The organism is Micromonospora sp. DT231 (assembly GCF_049847025.1).
Taxonomy (GTDB): Bacteria; Actinomycetota; Actinomycetes; order Mycobacteriales; family Micromonosporaceae; genus Micromonospora.
The window spans coordinates 23,500-39,499 of sequence record NZ_JBNCNO010000007.1 but is presented as its reverse complement, the minus strand read 5'-3'; the positions used below and the strand labels follow the sequence as shown (position 1 = coordinate 39,499).

Annotated in this window: 16 protein-coding genes and 1 pseudogene; 9 read left to right on the top strand and 8 right to left on the bottom strand. The window is 72.7% G+C overall.

What is annotated here, in order from left to right; all coding sequences use genetic code 11:
- Positions 1–104 precede the first annotated feature (104 nt).
- Positions 105–1,064, bottom strand: a complete 960-nt coding sequence (locus ACPXBU_RS19400; protein ID WP_425759042.1) for a TIGR03557 family F420-dependent LLM class oxidoreductase — start codon at positions 1,062–1,064, stop codon at positions 105–107.
- 91 nt (positions 1,065–1,155) lie between these two features.
- Complete coding sequence (locus ACPXBU_RS19395; protein ID WP_425759041.1) at positions 1,156–2,070, bottom strand: NAD(P)-dependent oxidoreductase; 915 nt, start codon at positions 2,068–2,070, stop codon at positions 1,156–1,158.
- A gap of 96 nt (positions 2,071–2,166) precedes the next feature.
- Between ACPXBU_RS19395 and ACPXBU_RS19390 the strand changes: the two genes are divergently transcribed.
- Positions 2,167–2,508, top strand: a complete 342-nt coding sequence (locus ACPXBU_RS19390; protein WP_425759040.1) for a winged helix-turn-helix transcriptional regulator — start codon at positions 2,167–2,169, stop codon at positions 2,506–2,508.
- An 84-nt stretch (positions 2,509–2,592) separates the two neighbouring features.
- On the opposite strand, the gene ACPXBU_RS19385 is transcribed toward ACPXBU_RS19390, so the two are convergent.
- A complete protein-coding gene (locus ACPXBU_RS19385; RefSeq protein ID WP_306271566.1) occupies positions 2,593–2,799 on the bottom strand; it encodes a hypothetical protein in 207 nt (68 codons plus the stop codon).
- A 252-nt stretch (positions 2,800–3,051) separates the two neighbouring features.
- Here ACPXBU_RS19385 and ACPXBU_RS19380 point away from each other — a divergent pair, with 252 nt between their 5' ends.
- Positions 3,052–3,879, top strand: coding sequence for a hypothetical protein (locus ACPXBU_RS19380; protein ID WP_425759039.1), 828 nt, complete (start codon positions 3,052–3,054; stop codon positions 3,877–3,879).
- Positions 3,876–4,625, top strand: coding sequence for a maleate cis-trans isomerase family protein (locus ACPXBU_RS19375; protein ID WP_425759038.1), 750 nt, complete (start codon positions 3,876–3,878; stop codon positions 4,623–4,625). Before ACPXBU_RS19380 ends, ACPXBU_RS19375 begins: the two co-directional genes overlap by 4 nt.
- An 18-nt stretch (positions 4,626–4,643) precedes the next feature.
- Here ACPXBU_RS19375 and ACPXBU_RS19370 read toward each other — a convergent pair whose 3' ends face one another.
- From ACPXBU_RS19370 to ACPXBU_RS19350, 5 genes and pseudogenes are all read right to left on the bottom strand, one after another.
- Complete coding sequence (locus tag ACPXBU_RS19370; protein ID WP_425759037.1) at positions 4,644–5,801, bottom strand: low temperature requirement protein A; 1,158 nt, start codon at positions 5,799–5,801, stop codon at positions 4,644–4,646.
- A 454-nt stretch (positions 5,802–6,255) separates the two neighbouring features.
- Entirely contained in the window at positions 6,256–7,389 is a 1,134-nt protein-coding gene (locus ACPXBU_RS19365; RefSeq protein ID WP_425759036.1) for a helix-hairpin-helix domain-containing protein, read from the bottom strand.
- 282 nt (positions 7,390–7,671) lie between these two features.
- Entirely contained in the window at positions 7,672–9,021 is a 1,350-nt protein-coding gene (locus ACPXBU_RS19360) for an FAD-dependent oxidoreductase (protein WP_425759035.1), read from the bottom strand.
- Between the two features lie 124 nt (positions 9,022–9,145).
- Positions 9,146–9,490, bottom strand: a pseudogene (locus ACPXBU_RS19355) (TcmI family type II polyketide cyclase); the annotation flags it as partial.
- A gap of 91 nt (positions 9,491–9,581) precedes the next feature.
- Positions 9,582–10,379: an AfsR/SARP family transcriptional regulator gene (locus tag ACPXBU_RS19350; RefSeq protein ID WP_425759034.1), complete on the bottom strand. Its 798-nt coding sequence runs from the start codon at positions 10,377–10,379 to the stop codon at positions 9,582–9,584.
- Between the two features lie 443 nt (positions 10,380–10,822).
- Between ACPXBU_RS19350 and ACPXBU_RS19345 the strand changes: the two genes are divergently transcribed.
- Genes ACPXBU_RS19345 through ACPXBU_RS19320 form a run of 6 tightly spaced genes read left to right on the top strand, consistent with a single transcriptional unit; the run spans position 10,823 to position 15,981 of the window.
- A complete protein-coding gene (locus ACPXBU_RS19345; protein ID WP_393370738.1) occupies positions 10,823–11,161 on the top strand; it encodes a TcmI family type II polyketide cyclase in 339 nt (112 codons plus the stop codon).
- The gene (locus ACPXBU_RS19340; protein ID WP_425759033.1) at positions 11,158–12,885 is read left to right on the top strand and encodes an acetyl-CoA carboxylase carboxyltransferase subunit alpha; all 1,728 of its coding nucleotides are present in this window, start codon (positions 11,158–11,160) and stop codon (positions 12,883–12,885) included. Before ACPXBU_RS19345 ends, ACPXBU_RS19340 begins: the two co-directional genes overlap by 4 nt.
- Positions 12,882–13,388, top strand: a complete 507-nt coding sequence (gene accB, locus ACPXBU_RS19335) for an acetyl-CoA carboxylase biotin carboxyl carrier protein (protein WP_425759032.1) — start codon at positions 12,882–12,884, stop codon at positions 13,386–13,388. Before ACPXBU_RS19340 ends, accB begins: the two co-directional genes overlap by 4 nt.
- A gap of 19 nt (positions 13,389–13,407) precedes the next feature.
- The gene (locus tag ACPXBU_RS19330; RefSeq protein WP_393370730.1) at positions 13,408–14,850 is read left to right on the top strand and encodes an acetyl-CoA carboxylase biotin carboxylase subunit; all 1,443 of its coding nucleotides are present in this window, start codon (positions 13,408–13,410) and stop codon (positions 14,848–14,850) included.
- Positions 14,847–15,584 (top strand): SRPBCC family protein, encoded by a 738-nt coding sequence (locus ACPXBU_RS19325; RefSeq protein ID WP_393370727.1) that lies wholly within the window; start codon positions 14,847–14,849, stop codon positions 15,582–15,584. Before ACPXBU_RS19330 ends, ACPXBU_RS19325 begins: the two co-directional genes overlap by 4 nt.
- Complete coding sequence (locus ACPXBU_RS19320) at positions 15,577–15,981, top strand: cupin domain-containing protein (RefSeq protein WP_393370725.1); 405 nt, start codon at positions 15,577–15,579, stop codon at positions 15,979–15,981. The genes ACPXBU_RS19325 and ACPXBU_RS19320 overlap by 8 nt, the downstream gene beginning before the upstream one ends.
- Positions 15,982–16,000 lie beyond the last annotated feature (19 nt).

Below are 16,000 nucleotides of genomic sequence, written 5' to 3'. Positions count from 1 at the left end.
CCGGACGATCACCACGATCGTCCGGGCGGCCGTTCCGACTTACCGGTGCGACCGTCTCGGGTTGGCGTCGCCCCCGCCCCGCCGTTGGGACACCTCCGGGCAGTTCAGGACATGGCGCGCAGCCGGGCGGCGAGGGTGCCGGCGAAGAAGTCGAGGAAGCCGTCCGGGTCGGGGCCGGCGTTCTGCAGGACGACGTGGTCGAAGCCGGCCTCGACGTACGACCTGACCTTTGCCACGTGCGGCTCCGGGTCGGGGCCGACGGCGAAGAGTTGGCGGACGTGCTTCTCCTCCACGTGGGCGCTGGCGGCGTCGAAGTTGACCGGGTTCGGCAGTTCGCTCATCACCTTCCAGCCGGTGACCATCCATCGGCTGGTCTGCAACACCGCCTGCACCGCCTGCTGCTCATCCGTGGCCCAGGCCAGCGGCACCTCGGCGTAGCGCGGACCGGAGCCGTGGGCCCGCCGGTAGTGCTCGACGATCGAGGCCTCCGGCTCGGTGGCGAACAACCCGTCGCCCAGCTCGGCGGCGAGCCGGGCCGACGCCTCGCCGCTGGCGGCCACCGCGATCACCGGCGGGGTGTCCGGCAGGTCGAAGACCCGGGCGTCCTCCAGGTGCAGGTGCCGGCCCTCGTAGGACTGGTAGCCGCCCTGCCAGAGCAGTCGGATGATCTCCAGCGCCTCGCGGAGCCGCTCGTGCCGTCCCCGGACGCTGGGAAAGCCCTGCCCGACCACGTGCTCGTTGAGCCGTTCACCGGCTCCCACCCCGAGGGTGAACCGTCCGTCGGAGACCAGCGCCATCGTCGCCGCGGCCTGCGCGATGATCGCCGGGTGGTAGCGGACGGTCGGGCACGTGACGCCCGTCGCGAGACGAAGGGTGCTGGTCCTGGCGGCGATGGCGCCGAGCACGCTCCAGGTGAACGACGAGTGGCCCTGCGCCTCCAGCCAGGGGTGGAAGTGATCGCTCATCTCGACGAAGTCGAATCCAGCCTGCTCGGCCAGGACAGCCTGCCGGATGATCTCCTGAGGGCCGTATCCCTCCGCGGCCAGCTTGTAGCCGATCTGCATGCCACGCCCCCGCTCGTCGTCCGCCGGCTGACGCGGGTCGGTTCCCGGCCTTCGCCTCGACAAACACCGACGACGCCCGCAGACCAGCCTCCTAGGACGCCGTACGGGGTGTGCGGCGCGTCAGCAGGTCGACCACGCCGGCCAGATCCTCCTCACCGGCGCCCTCGCCGGCGCCCTCGGCCAGGCGGCGGCCCATCAGCGCGAAGAAGGGGTCGAGCAGTTCCGCGCTGACACCCTGCTGCTCGGCGGTGCGCAGGAAGGTGGGCGTGCCGGCCACCTGCATGGCGAGAGTGGAGACGACATTCGTGGTGTAGTCGCCGCTGCGCAGCCGGTCGGCGGTCTGGTGCACGGCCGGGGCCATGGCGACGAGCCAGTCGGCGAGCAGTGGCGCGAACGCCGCGGGATCGATGTCCTCCCCGCGGATCAGGGCGAAGGCGTGGGTGACCCCGGCGAACATCCCGTACATGCCGCTGAGCAGGGCCACGTCGTACAGGGCCGCGAAACCCGGGTCCTCGCCCACGAAGGTGGTGCCGACCGGGACACCGAGCGTCTCCCGGTGCCGCTCGAACAGCTCCCGCGAGCCACTGTAGAAGACGTAGCCGCCAGCCTCCGGTACGCCGATCATCGGGGGGACAGCCATGATCCCGCCGTCGAGGTAGCGGGCACCCCGCTCGTGGGCCCAGACGGCGCGGGCGCGGGCCTGGGCGGGGGTGCTGGTGGTCAGGTTGACCAGGTCCCGGCCGGCCAGGTCGACGCCGGCCATCGCCTCGTCGACCGAGGTGTCGTCCAACAGGCAGACGACGACGAGGGTGTTCGCCGCGACCGCCTCGGCGGCGCTGGTCGCGACCCGTGCGCCCTCGGCGCCGAGGACAGCGGCACGGGTCGGGGTGCGGTTCCAGACGGTGAGCCGGTGACCGGCGGCGAGCCAGGCGCGGGCCAGCGCGGAGCCCATCGCGCCGAGCCCCAGCATCGTGACGGAGGTCTTCTGCACAGCGTTCGGTGTCATGCCGATTAGGCTTGTCGGAAGCACTCCGGTGATCAAGTACGCACCTCGGAGTGGGTGCTTACCCCCGGGTGAGCCAGGAGGTCGGAAGGGGTGGCCATGACGACGCTGAACCGGCCGGGCGCAGCAGAGGGACACATCTGTGGGATCGACGCCGCGATGGAGGTGATCGGCGGCAAGTGGAAGGTGCTGATCCTCTGGGCGCTGCACGAGCACCCGTACCGCCGCTTCGGCGAGCTGCGTCGACTGCTGCCGGGGATCACCGAGAAGGTGCTGGCCTCGCACCTACGGGAGATGGAACGCGACGGCGTCGTGCACCGTGTCTCCTACGACGAGGTGCCGCCCCGCGTCGAGTACTCGCTGACCGCCGACGGCACGCGACTCAACGAGGCGCTCGAGCCGCTGGCCGCCTGGGGGCGCGAGCGGCGGGCCGGCGCGTAACGTCTCGGAACGGCCGAGCCGTCCCCGTGCGGACACCGGCCCGCGCCCCGGGGGTCGAGGGGCGCGGGCCGGTGTACGTCTGTCCTACTTGGAGGGTTCGGGCAGCTTGCAGTCGACCTTGGGGTTGGCGCCGATGTAGTTCAAGGGCCCGGCCACGATGGTGACCAGGATGGTGCCGGCCTCGGCGCAGTTGGTGTCGTCGCCGCTGTAGTAGCCACGCTGGCCGGCGGCGACAGCGCCGATCACCAGCCAGATCACGACGATGACTCCGAGTATCGAGGTGCCGCGCATCGCTGCCTCCTGAGGAAATGTGGTGGATCTGAGATGCAGTCGTTGTACCCAATTGGGTCGTGCGGCTAACTGACACCGAGGCGGGGCCACGCTGGATCCCCCATCCGGCCGAGGCCGTCCGCCGTTGCGTACCGCCCGGGATCGGCCGCTCGCACGGGGTAACGCGTGTCGGCTATCGGATCGGCGACCGATCCCGCCGTCGCACCGTTCGGCGGACGTAGAACTGCCTCACGGCCCCGCCGAGGAGGACTCATGGACGCCCCGACACCGCACCTGTACATCGACCGCCCCGAGGACGTGGCGGTCGCGGCCCGCGCGCTGGCTCGCGGCGCGGTCGTCGCCGCGGCGTTCGCCAACTTCTACGTCATCGTCACCCGTCCCGACGAGGCCACCGTCCGCCGGGTCAACCTGGCCAAGGGCCGCCCAGCCCAGCAGGTCGGCAGCATCACCACCGCGATCGGCCGGATCCCCGGGATGTTCGACTGGACGCGGATCTCGCCCCGACTGCCGGTCGGTCGGGTGCGGGCACTGATGGACGCCCTCTACGGCGCCGGGCCGTTCGGGTTCCGGGGGCCGGCGGCGGAGCGGCTCCCCGAGCACCTCACCCAGATCGACCAGGGGCTGCGCACCACCCAGGTGATCGCACCGGGCCTGACCTGCCCGTCCAACCTCTTCTTCGAGCGGGCGCTCGCCGAGACCGGATCGGACCACCTCTACATCACCTCGGCGAACAGGTCCCGGCATCTCACCGGCGCGGCCGAGGAACCGGCGCACTGGAAGGCCGGCGCCCTCGCCGCCGACTTCGCCCACCTCGACGACCTGGTGGTGCTCGCCCACCGGGACGAGTCGGCGGCCCGCGCGGCGTACCCGGGCTACCTCACCACCTCCGTCACCCTGCTCTCCTTCCACGCGCCGGAGGGCGACCTGGAGGAGCCGCCGGTGCTCACCGTGGACCGGCACGGCTCGCTGCACCTGGACGACGTCCGGCGCGCCGCCGCGCCGCTGGGCCTGCAGGTGCGCCTGGGCGGCACCGCCGCGCAGCGGCTGCAGGTCCGCGCGTACGCCGGGGCGTTGGTGTGAGCGGTTACCGCGTCGGCCTGGTCGTGCCCAGTTCGAACACCACGATGGAGACCGAGATCCCGGCCATGCTGCGCCGCCGCGAGGCCGTCGACGCGACGGTCCGTTTCACCACACACAGCAGCCGGGTACGACTGCGTCAGGTGACCCCGGACGAGTTGGCCCGGATGAACCGGTCCGCCCTCCGCTGCGTCGCCGAGTTGGCCGACGCCCGCTGCGACGTGCTCGCGTACGCCTGCCTGGTGGCGGTGATGTGCGAGGGCCCCGGCGCGCACGAACGAGCCGAGCGGCGGCTGGGCCGGGCGGCCGGTCGCGCCGGGCACGACATGCCCGTGGTGAGCAGTGCGGGGGCGCTGGTCGCCGGGCTGCGTGTGCTGGGAGCCCGTCGGGTGGCCCTGATCGCGCCGTACCTGCCGCCGTTGACCGCGACCGTCGCGGCCTACCTCGCCTCGTACGGCGTGCGGGTGACCGAGGCGGTGAGCCTGAGCGAGCCGGACAACGTGGCGGTGGGGCGCATCCCCACCGCTCACCTGGTCGAGCTGGCCGAGCGGCTGGACGTGACCGACGTGGACGCGGTGGTCCTGTCCGCCTGCGTACAGCTGCCGTCGTTGGCGGCGGTGCCGAGGGTGGAGGCCCGGCTCGGCCGTCCGGTGCTCACCGCGGCCACCGCCACCGTGCACCAGTTGCTGACCACGCTGGGTGTCGAGCCGTACGTGCCGGACGCCGGGCGGCTGCTCGCCGGGGTGTGAGCCGGGCGGCCGGTCGGCTCAGTGCGGTGGGGACGGGGCCTCGGGTGGTTTGCCGTAGCTGCGCCGGAAGTCCGCGTAGGCCACACCGATCAGCACCAGGAGGGCGCCGAGCGAGGCGAACACCGGCGGCAGGTAGAGCACGACGGGCGCGATCGTCAGCAGCGCCAGCACACCGCCGGGGCGGGACAGTGACACCCGGCTGAACACCTCGTACTCGAAGGACGCCCGGCCGGCCAGGAAGAGGGCCGGGCCGCCGAGGATCACCGCCGCCCAGGCCGGCGGCGTCCGCCCGGTCGAATCGTGCAGCACCAGGTCGAACCCGGCCGCCGTGGTCACCACCCCGGCCACCATCAGCAGATGGGTGTACGGCGCGGTGAACAGGAACTTGCTCGGTGACCCGGACCCCTTGATGGCCATCGGCAGCAGCTGACCGGACTTGTGCACGTAGATCCGCCAGAGCAGCAGGGTGGTCAGGAACGCCACCGCGAAGGCCCCGATGTTCTGCGCCTCGCTGTGCGCCTCGCTGAACATGGTGCCGATGGTCAGGATGGCGTCGCCGAGGGCGATGATGAAGAACTGCTGGTAGCGCTCGGAGAGATGCTCCGCCGTGACGTTGCGCTGGGGCTCGGGCACCACCCCGAGCCCCGGCACCGGGTACGCGAGCCGGAAGCCGACGTAGTCGATGGCGAGCGCGAGGGCCCAGCACGCCAGGCGGGCCTCACCGCTGACGAACGCGCCGATGATCCACGGGATCGCGGACACCGCGAACCAGATGAAGATGCGTGCCGCGCGGCGCTGGGTCTGCGGCTCGCGGCGGACGGCCGGCATCAGGAACAGTCCGCGCCCGAGGTGGATCGCCACGTAGGTGCCGGCGAAGGCGAGTCCGCGGTCGCCGAACGCGTCCGGGATCGCCGTGGTCATCAGCAGCGCGCCGAACATCACGGCGCTGATCAGCAGCTTGATCTCGGTGCGTTCCGGGTTGTACAGGTCGGTGACCAGTGTGGTGATCACCCACGTCCACCACACGGCGGCCAGCAGGATCAGCGCCTGTGCGGCCCGGTGCCAGTCGAGCTGGTCGACCATGCCCTGCGAGATGAGCGTCAGGGCGACCACGTACACCAGGTCGAAGAAGAGCTCGAGGAGGGTCACCCGGCGCGGGGCCTCCGGATCACGCACCGGAGGACGACGGGACCGCGGGGACCCGGGCTCCGGCGCGGCGAGGTGCACGGGCTTCTCCTGCGGAACCTGTCGACTCGACGGACCTGTCCGGCCCACCTGAACGGACGGTAACGATCGGTCGACCACCCGGCCGCGAATTCGCCGCGCCTTCCCCCAACCGAGGTGATCGACTCGGCTTTCTGAGTGTCGGGGTGTCCGGGCCGGGTGGATGCCGCGGTTTTCTGAAGCGCGAGTCGATCGTGGGGGTGTGGTGGGTTGGGGTGGTGGTGGGGTTGGGGTGGTCGACTCGGCTTCCTGAAAGTCGGGGTGTCCGGGCCGGGTGGATGGCCCGGTTTTCTGAAAGCCGAGTCGATCACCCCTTCGGTGGGGGCCGTGGATGGTGCGGCCCCGACGGCAGAACCCCCGGCCTACCGTCGCGTCGGACGGTGGACCGGGGGCTCGATGTCGCGCGTCAGGACGGGTTGCCGCCCGGGAGCACGGCGGCCATCTCGTCGCCGGCACCGGCGAGCACGCGGGCCTGCTGTGGCCAGGTGGCCAGCCCGGGTGCGGCGCGCAGGCCGGCGGCCCGGATCAGGTCGCGCAGCGCCGCCTCGTCCAGCGCACCGAGCTGGACGTACGTGCGTACACCGGCGTCCTGCAACGCCGCCGCCATCTTCGGCCCGATCCCCTGGATCCGGCGGAAGTCGTCGGCCGGGCCCGTGAGGTCGGCGTCCGTGCCGTTGGCAGCGGTCGTCACGACCGGAGGGGTCGCGGCCACGGCGGGTACTACCGCAGGCACGGCAACCGCCGACGGCACCGGCTCCGGCTCGGCGTCCGTGTCCGTCGGCACTGCTTCGAGGCCGTTGGCGTCCGTCGGGTCGGTGTTCCGCGCGTCGGCGTTCACCGGCACCGCGGCCTCGGTCGCCACATCGCCGGTCGAACTGGTCGCGGTCGACCCGTCGGCCACGTCGGTCACGGTCGGCTCGTCGACCGGGTTGGTCGCGGTCGGCTCGTCGGCCACGTCGGCCACGGTCGGCTCGTCCGCCGGGTTGGTCGCGGTCGGCTCGTCGGCCAGGTCGGTCGCGGTCGGCTCGTCGGCCTGGCTGGTCGTGATCGGCTCGTCGGCCGGGGTGGCGTCGAGCGGAAGGTCGTCCGCGGGCTGGCGGGGGGCGATCACGGCCGCCGGGGCGGGCTGCTCGTCGGCCGCGACCGGCTCGGGGGTCGACTCCACAACGGGCTCCGACGGAAGGTCGGACGCGTCGGACGGTGCCGACGGTGGGGCCTCGGTCAGCGCCATGTCGGCCGGGTCGACGGTGCTCGGGGCCTCCGCCGGGACCTCCACCGGCGTGGGCGCGCTGTCCGGTCCGGTGACGGCGGCGGGAGCGCTGATCGTGTCCACCGGCACCGGTTCGTCGGCGACCGCGACGGGGGCCGGGTCGACGGCGGCCGCGGGCCGGGCCTCGTCGGTGGTGGCCGCCGGCGTCGGCGTTTCGAGAACGGCCAGCCCGGCGACGGGGTCTCCGTCCACTATCGAATTGCCCTGTACGCCCCGCCGGCCGCGCAGCAGCCACCCGGCGGCCAGGCCCAGCAACAGTGCCAGTACCACTATCAGCGAGTGTCCGATAGACCACGCCACGGCGAACCTCCCTCTCAACTCGTTGGAAAACTCACGAGAAAAACTCGCCGCAGCTTCGCACACGCGTGTTGCCGGCAAGTGAGAGGATCGGCCGCAGGCGTCCCGGTCACGGTGACCACCTCAGGCGGTGCCCGCCGAGTAACGCAGCGTCGCACCAGGACGCCACAAAGAACCGGCACGACGGGACCCGCCACGACGAGACCCGGACCCGGCGGGGGACGCCGGGCCCGGGTCGACGGGCTGATGCAGGACTCAGTCCTGGTCGCCCTCGTAGGTGTGGAAGTCGTCGACGAACCGGCGCCGCAGCCGGGGTACCCGACTCGTCACTCCGAAGTAGCCGCGCGCGCCGAGCAGCGCGAGTCGACCCACCACCGGCCGGTACATCCGATCGTCGCCGCTGGTGCCGCTACGGTTCAGTGACTCGGCGACCCGCGCGAAGCCGTACGGCACCATCGCGGCCTCGTAGTCGGCGACCGCCTGCACGAGCGTCTTGTCACCGGTGACAGCATGGCCGAGCTGGTCGCAGAGCAGGCGGGCGTCGCGCAGCGCGGTGTTGGCGCCCACCCCGCGGCCGGGGGTCATGGTGTGGATGGCGTCGCCGAGCATGGTGACGGTGCTGCTCTTCCAGGGCGGTGTCGGCTCGGAGGTGGTCACCCTGATGGGCAGGGCGCTGCCCGGGTCCGCGCGGGTCAGCAGCTCCCGCAGGTTCGGATGCCAGTTGGCGGTGAGGTCCAGGGCGACGTTCACCAGGTCCTCGCCGCGACGGTCCATAACGTCGGCCGGGAATCGGCGACCCGTGCTCCAGATGATCAGGTTGATGTTGTCGGTGGTGGTGTCGTGGGACAGGCCGGGCCAGCTTCGCAGCAGCGCGGCGTCGGCGTCGCTGACGCCGGGTTTGACCACCCGCTGGGCGTCCCACTTGAACTCCATGACGTGCAGGACACCCATCATCCCGCCGACACCGAAGATCAGCGAGATGCCCTGACGGACCCGCTCCGGGACGAGGCCGCGGGTGTGCGCGGTGAGCGGGATCCGGGTGGCGATGTTGATGGTGCCGGCGTCACGGGTGACGGCGTGCGGCAGGTACTGCCGGCGTACCGCCGAGTGGGTGCCGTCCGCGCCGACCAACAGGTTGCCGGTGGCGTCGGTGCCGTCGGCGAAGTACGCGGTGACAGTGCCGTCGTCGCGCTGCTCGTAGCGGGTGAACGTCTTGTCGAAGTGCACCACGTCGTCCAGGCCGGTCAGCAGCACCTGGCGCAGCACCATCCGGGCCACCGAGTGTTCGGTGTGCACCGGGTCGGCGCTGGGTCGTAGTGGGAACGACGCGGTCTGGCGCAGCCCCTGGGTGACCACGTTGAAGTAGTGCGGTGGGCGTGCGCAGGTGGCCAGGAAGGTGGCGAACAACTCCGGGGACAGGCACTGCCGAAGCGCCCGGCTACCGGTGGGGCCGATGCCGACCCGGTAGCCGAGCAACCCCTCGGCGCGGTCGCGGTGCCGTTCGTAGACGGCGACGCTGATCCCGGCACGGCGCAGGCCGTGCGCCAGGCACAACCCGCCCGTGCCGGCGCCGATGATCAGGACGTGCGGCGGGGCGGCGGGCACGTCAGCCCGCCGGGTGTGCCGCGGGCGCGTCGGTGCTGGACGGGCGCGCAGCGGGCGCGTTGGTGCTGGCGGGGCGTGCCGCGGGCGCGTCGAGGCCGGCGGGGCGCGCCGGGGGCGCGTCGGAGCCGGCGGGGCGCGCTGGGGGCGCGTCGGGGGCGTCCCACCGGTAGAAGCAACCGGCGATCGCGTCGCGGGGGGAGCGCCAGGTCGGCAGGTACGGCGACGTGTGCGCGGAGAGCCGCTCGTTGACCTGTTGGAAGAGTGGGTGGTTGCGGGCCGCCGCGAGCGCGTCCGGATCGACGTCCGAGGTCTCCAGCAGGTGTACGCACAGGTCGTGCAGGCAGTACAGGGATCGGTGCGTGACGCCCGTCAGACCGGGCAGGTCGGTGGCGTCGGACTCGGCGAAGATCTGTGCGACCCGCCCCTCCGCGCCCGGGATGATCCGGCTGACGATCAGTAGACGACTCATGGGACCCCTTCCGCCGGTGGCTTTTCCGATCCTCGGATCGGCGCCACGTGCTCTGTGCGCCTACCGTGCCGCAGCGTCTGTCACATCACCGTCACGTCCGTCGCCCCGCCGGTGACGGGCGGTCGGTGACGGCGTCGCGGGTGGCCTGGCGGATCGGGGCGAGCGTGTCGTCGAGCAGGGCGCTCATCGCGGGGCTCGGCTCCAGACGCAACTCCCGGCGCAGCAGGTCCCGGTAGACGTAGAAGGCGTGCACGGCCTCGAAGGCGTTGCCCTCGGCGAGGTGGATGCGGACCACCAGGCGGTGGGGCGTCTCCCGGAGCGGCTCGGCGGCCATCGCCTCCAGCGCGGCTTCGAGGGCCTCGCCGTGCCGCCCCGCGGTCAGGTGCTGCCCGGCCACCTGTTCCAGCATGTGCAGGCGAAGTTGGCGCAGCCGCTCCCGGTCCAGCAGCACCCAGTCGTCGTACCAGCCGGGCAGGAGGTCGTGCCGGCCGGCGGCGAGCGCTCCCGCCGCGATGCCCGGGTCGTCGCCGTCGCGGACCCGGGCCGCGGTGCCGACCAGGTCGTCCACGTCGAGCCGGACCGTCGGGCCGAGCCGTACGGTGTCGCTGGCCACGGTCATCGGGCAGCACGGGTCCTGGCGGAGCCGCCACAGCGCGGTGCGCAGTGAGGACAGCGCCCGTTCCTCCGACGCGTCGGGCCAGAGCAGGCCCGCGAGTTGGCTGCGGGTGGCGCCGGGGCGCAGCCCGATCAGGGCGATCACCCGTTGCAGCCCGCGTGGCACCACGACCGGCGCCGCCTCGCGCAACAGTCGGAAACCGCCGAGCAGGTGGAGTGCGACGCCTTCGCCGGGCGGTTCGCCGGCGGTCGGCACGGACGGGTCAGCGGTCACGGCGGCACCCCCTGCGGAACGCTCGTCCCGACTGTCTGCTGTGTCCCGGATCGGTTGCCCGTGACGCCACTGTCGGCCCCACCGGTGCGGGCGCGCCCCACGGCTGACGGGCGGCCCCGCCCGCCGGGACGGCCGGGCTGACCACCGTGAAGATTATCAATAGCGGTCACGGTGAGTCAACGGCGCGGTGAATGTTCTATTGGCCGACAGTCAACCTGAGATCGGTTCTGAACTGCGGAAACGTTCGTCGGCTCGACCGCCGCGGGTGGGGCGTGCGCATAGCTGGTACACAGGATGCGTCAACGCAGCGTCACCGTCCTACGTCGCTGGCCGGTGCGTCACGGTGACGCCGCCGTGACGAGGACTGCCGCATCGTGTCCGCAGTCGTCCAGCGCGTCCGGGGCCACCCGTCGCCGGCCGGACGCTGTGGGGGGAGGCCCAGTATGGACCGATCACTGATCGTCGCGAAGGTGGATCCGACCGCCGAGGAGCGGGTCGCCGAGATCTTCGCCGAGTCGGACGCGACCGAGCTGCCGCGCCTGGTCGGCGTCCGGCACCGTTCGCTGTACCGGCTCCACGATCTCTACGTGCACCTGCTCGAGACCGAGCATCCGGCAGCGGACGCGGTGGAGGGCGCCCGGGATCACCCGGAGTTCATCCGGGTCAGCGACCGTCTGCGCCCGTACGTGTCGCCGTACCTGCCCACCTGGCGCTCACCGCGCGACGCGATGGCGCAGTGCTTCTACCGGTTCGACGCCCCGGACACCCGGCGGCGGTCGTGACGGCCACCGCGCCGCGGGAGGAGCAGCTCTGGTCGCGCTGCGCCGGCTGCGCCAGCCTGCTCTACCGCAAACGGTTGCGCCGCAACCTGGACGTCTGCCCGGAGTGCGGGGAGCACGCCCGACTGAGCGCCCCGGAACGCCTCCGTCAGCTTGTCGACCCGGGGTCGCTGGGGCTGATGCCCGACCAGCTTCCCGAGACGGACCCGATCGACTTCGTCGACGTGCTGCCGTACCCGCACCGGCTCAGCGCCGCCCGCGCCAGCACCGGCCTGTCCGAGGCGGTCGTGTGCGCCACCGCCACCATCGGCGGGCACCCGGCCGTGTTGGCGGTGATGGACTTCCGTTTCCTGGGCGGCAGCCTGGGCTGCGCGGTGGGTGAGCTGATCACCCGGGCCGCCGAACGGGCGCTCGACGACCGGGTCCCGCTCATCCTGATCACCGCCTCCGGTGGGGCGCGGATGCAGGAGGGCGCGCTGTCGTTGATGCAGATGGCCACCGTCAGCCAGGCCATCGCCGCGCTGCGCGAGGCGGGCCTGCTCACCGTGAGCGTCCTCACCGACCCGACCTACGGCGGGGTGGCCGCGTCGTTCGCCACCAACACGGACCTGGTGCTCGCGGAGAGCGGCGCGCGGATGGGCTTCGCCGGCCCCCGGGTGATCCGCCAGGTCACCGGCCGGGCGCTGCCGGAGGGCTTCCAGAGCGCCGACGTCCTGCTGCGCCACGGTCAGGTCGACATGGTGGTGCAGCGCCGGTCCCTGCGGGGACGGCTGGCGGCACTGCTCGCCGCCACCCGTGCCGCCCGCCCGACCCGTCCGCCCGTACCCCGGCAGGAGCCGGCGCCGCGCCGCGAGCGCCTCGCCGACGCGGCCCTGGCGGCCACGCCGGGCGGAGGTGACACCCCGGCGGTACGCGACGCGTGGGACACGGTCCGGCTGGCGCGACACCCCGGTCGACCGACCACACTCGACTATCTCGACTCGGTCTTCGACGGGTTCCTGGAGCTGCACGGCGACCGGCTCGGCGGGGACTGCCCGGCCGTCGTGGGCGGTGTGGCGCGGCTGGCCGACCGGCATGTCATGGTCATCGGCCACCAGAAGGGGCACACGACCGCCGAGTTGGTGGCCCGCAACTTCGGCATGGCCAGCCCGGCCGGGCACCGCAAGGCGCTGCGGTTGATGCGCCTCGCCGCCCGACTCGGCCTGCCCGTGATCACCCTCGTGGACACCCCCGGCGCCGACCCCGGGGTGAGCGCCGAGGAGCAGGGCCAGGCGGCGGCCATCGCGGAGAATATCCTCACCCTCACCGTGCTGCCCACCCCCGTGCTGGCGGTGATCACCGGAGAGGGCGGCAGCGGCGGCGCGCTGGCGCTCGCGGTCGCCGACCGGGTGCTCATGTTGGAGAACGCCGTCTACTCGGTGATCAGCCCCGAGGGTTGTGCGGCCATCCTCTGGCCGGACCGGTCGGCGGCGCCGCAGGCCGCCCGCGCGCTCCGACTCACCGCGCCCGACCTGTGCCGGCTCGGGGTGGTCGACGAGGTCGTGCCGGAGCCGTCCACGGCCGCGCACGACGACCCGGCGGAGACCGCCCACCGGTTGCGCGCCGCCCTGCTGAACAATCTGCTGCCGCTGCTGGACGTGCCGCCCGCCATGCTGGTCCGCCTGCGTCGCCAGCGCTTCCGACGGTTCGGGATGGCACGCGCCGGTGCGCGGGCGGGTGCCCGGTGAGCGCCGGGGACGCGACGGTGTCGACGGTCGAGGCATCGCACGACACCGGGGTGGAGGGCGAGGAGGCACTCGCCGGTCTGCGCCGGCAGGCACACCACCTGATCGCCGAACTGGCCGGGCCGGTGCGCCGGATCCGACTGCGCAGCGGGCCGGCGGTGCTGGAGGTCGAGTGGCACCCGGATGAGCAGAGCCGGGCGGACGCGCCTACCGCTTCGGCCGGGGCCGCGCGGCCCACCGGCCCGCCCTCGACGCCGGTGCCCGCACGGGCCGCGGTGCGGGCGCCCATCGTCGGCACCTTCTACCGGGCCGCGGAGCCCGGCGCGAAGCCCTTCGTCGCGGTGGGCGACCTGGTCCGTCCGGGCCAACCGGTCGCCATCGTCGAGGCGATGAAGCTGATGAACGAGGTGACCGCCGATCGCGCCGGTCGGGTGGTCGCGATCCTCGTCGAGGACGGCCACCCGGTGGAGTACGACCAGCCGCTCGTCGAGCTGGACCCGGCATGACGGCGCAGGGTGGTTGACCATGTTCGAGACCGTGCTGATCGCCAACCGGGGCGAGATCGCCCTGCGGGTGCTGCGCGCCTGCAAGGAGCTGGGCGTGCGTACCGCTGTGGTCTACTCCGCGGCGGACGCCGACTCGCCGGTGGTCCGCCTCGCCGACCGCGCCGTGCGGATCGGACCCGCGTCCAGTCGGCGCAGCTACCTCAACGCGGCGGCGATCGTGGAGGCGGCCCGGCAGGTGGGCGCGCAGGCCGTACACCCCGGTTACGGCTTCCTCTCCGAGGACGCCGACTTCGCCGAGATCTGCGTGGACAACGGGCTGACCTTCATCGGCCCACCGCCGTCGGTGATGGCCGCGCTCGCCGACAAGTCCTCGGCGCGGGCGCTGCTGAGCCGTGCCGGCCTGCCCCTGTCGCCGGGCAGTGTCGCACCGGTGTCGACCGCCGCCGCGGCGGCGGAGATCGCCGCGGACGTCGGTTACCCGGTGATCGTGAAGGCGGCCGCCGGGGGAGGCGGCCGGGGCATGACCGTCGTACGGACGCCGGGTGAGCTGCGCCGGGCGTACACCCGCACCCGCGCCGCCGCCCAGGCCGCCTTCGGCGACGACCGGGTGTACGTCGAGCGTTACCTCACCGAGGCGCGGCACGTCGAGGTGCAGGTGCTCTGCGACTCCCACGGCAACGGGGTGCACCTGGGCACCCGGGACTGCTCGGTGCAGCGCCGGCACCAGAAGTTGGTCGAGGAGGCGCCCGCCCCGGCGTTGTCCGCCGCCGTCCTCGACACCATCGCCGAGGCCGCCCTGCGGGGCGCGCTGGCCGTCGGTTTCGTCGGCGCCGGCACGCTGGAGTTCCTCGTCGACGCCGAGGAGAAGTTCCACTTCCTGGAGATCAACTGCCGGATCCAGGTCGAGCACCCGGTCACCGAGATGGTCACCGGCATCGACCTGGTGCACGAGCAACTGCACATCGCCGCGGGGGTGCCGCTGCGCTGGCGGCAGGAGGAGATCCGCCTGCACGGCGTCGCGGTGGAGTGCCGGGTCAACACCGAGGACCCCGCCCGGGACTTCGCGCCGACCCCCGGCCGGTTGGAACGGTTCACCCCACCCGGCGGCCCGTTCACGAGGGTGGACACCCACGCCAGCGCCGGCTACCTGGTCGGCCCCTGGTACGACTCGCTCCTGGCCAAGGTGATCGTCTGGGCGCCGGACCGGGAGCTGGCCCTCAACCGGCTGGAGCGGGCCCTGGACGAGTTCGACATCGCCGGGCCGGGCGTCCACACCACCATCCCGTTCGTCCGGCGCGTGCTCGACGACGCCGCGTTCCGCAAGGGCCGGTACACGACCGGCCTGGTCGACCGCCTGCTCGCCGCGCCCGACGCGGCGTCCACGCAGCGGACGACGGCCACCCCCGCACCACGCTCCGCGTCCGCCGCGGAGCCCGACATAACCCTCAGGAGGACCCGATGACCGTCACTCATGGTCGCCCGATGACCGCCGAGATCACCGACATCCTGGTGGCGCACTGTGGGCTGGACCCCGACGCGGCGGCCCGGGCGCCCGCCGCGTCGCTGGAAGAGCTGGGGATGGACTCACTGGCACTGCTGGAACTCTCCGCGGTCGTCGCCGACAGGTGGCAGGTGAGCATCCCCGAGCAGGCCGGGGAGCTGAGCATCCCGGCGGTGGCCGACCTGGTCGCCCGCCGCGTCGACCCACCCGGGCACACCGAGAACACGGTGGTCATCGACGCGCCGCTGGCACTGGTCTGGGAGGTCACCAACGACGTGGCGAACTGGACCGAACTGTTCACCGAGTACGCCGTGGTGGACATCCTGCACCGCGAGGGCCACACCGTGCGGTTCCGGCTCACCATGTACCCCGACGAGAACGGGGTGTCCTGGAGCTGGGTCAGCGAACGCACCTCCGACCCGGTGAGCAGGCAGGTCCGGGCGTACCGGGTGGAGACCGGGCCGTTCGAGTACATGCGGATCCACTGGCGCTACTCCGAGGAGGCCGACGGCACCCGGATGACCTGGACGCAGGACTTCGCGATGAAGCCGACCGCGCCGGTGGACAACGCCGGGATGACCGAGCGGATCAACACCAACAGCGTCATCCAACTCTCGGTCATCAAGGATCGGGTGGAGCGCATCGCCCGGCAGCGCGCCGAGCAGGACACCCCGACGGAGGCCGGCGATGAGTGACCTGAGCACCCGGCCGATCGCCGCCGCGGACGTACCCGCCGACCGGCGACGCGGCGGTGAGCTGCGGGTGTTGCTCGGCCCCCGCACCGTCGGCAGCACCTCCGGCTTCCTCGGGGTCGCCGCCCTCGCGCCGGGGGAGCGGATCGCCGAGCACTACCACCCGTACAGCGAGGAGTTCCTGTACGTGGTGCGCGGCGCGATCACCGTCGACCTGGACGACCAGCCGACGCTGCTGGCCGCCGGTGAGGCGCTGTTCGTGCCGGTGAACGTGCGGCACCGACTCCGCAACACCGGCGTCGAACCGGCCGAGGTGGTCTTCCACCTGGGCCCACTCGCCCCGCGCCCAGAGCTGGGGCACGTCGACACCGAGTTGGCCGAACAGCGCGGTGGGTCGTGAGCGCGAGGAGTGAGCCGGG

Bases quoted from the DNA above. Each gene is read 5' to 3' on its own strand.
- ACPXBU_RS19325 (WP_393370727.1), top strand. From the start codon at position 14,847: ATGACCGTCACTCATGGTCGCCCGATGACCGCCGAGATCACCGACATC.
- ACPXBU_RS19395 (WP_425759041.1), bottom strand. From the start codon at position 2,070: ATGACACCGAACGCTGTGCAGAAGACCTCCGTCACGATGCTGGGGCTC.
- ACPXBU_RS19390 (WP_425759040.1), top strand. From the start codon at position 2,167: ATGACGACGCTGAACCGGCCGGGCGCAGCAGAGGGACACATCTGTGGG.
- ACPXBU_RS19385 (WP_306271566.1), bottom strand. From the start codon at position 2,799: ATGCGCGGCACCTCGATACTCGGAGTCATCGTCGTGATCTGGCTGGTG.
- ACPXBU_RS19380 (WP_425759039.1), top strand. From the start codon at position 3,052: ATGGACGCCCCGACACCGCACCTGTACATCGACCGCCCCGAGGACGTG.
- ACPXBU_RS19330 (WP_393370730.1), top strand. From the start codon at position 13,408: ATGTTCGAGACCGTGCTGATCGCCAACCGGGGCGAGATCGCCCTGCGG.
- ACPXBU_RS19345 (WP_393370738.1), top strand. From the start codon at position 10,823: ATGGACCGATCACTGATCGTCGCGAAGGTGGATCCGACCGCCGAGGAG.
- ACPXBU_RS19320 (WP_393370725.1), top strand. From the start codon at position 15,577: ATGAGTGACCTGAGCACCCGGCCGATCGCCGCCGCGGACGTACCCGCC.
- ACPXBU_RS19400 (WP_425759042.1), bottom strand. From the start codon at position 1,064: ATGCAGATCGGCTACAAGCTGGCCGCGGAGGGATACGGCCCTCAGGAG.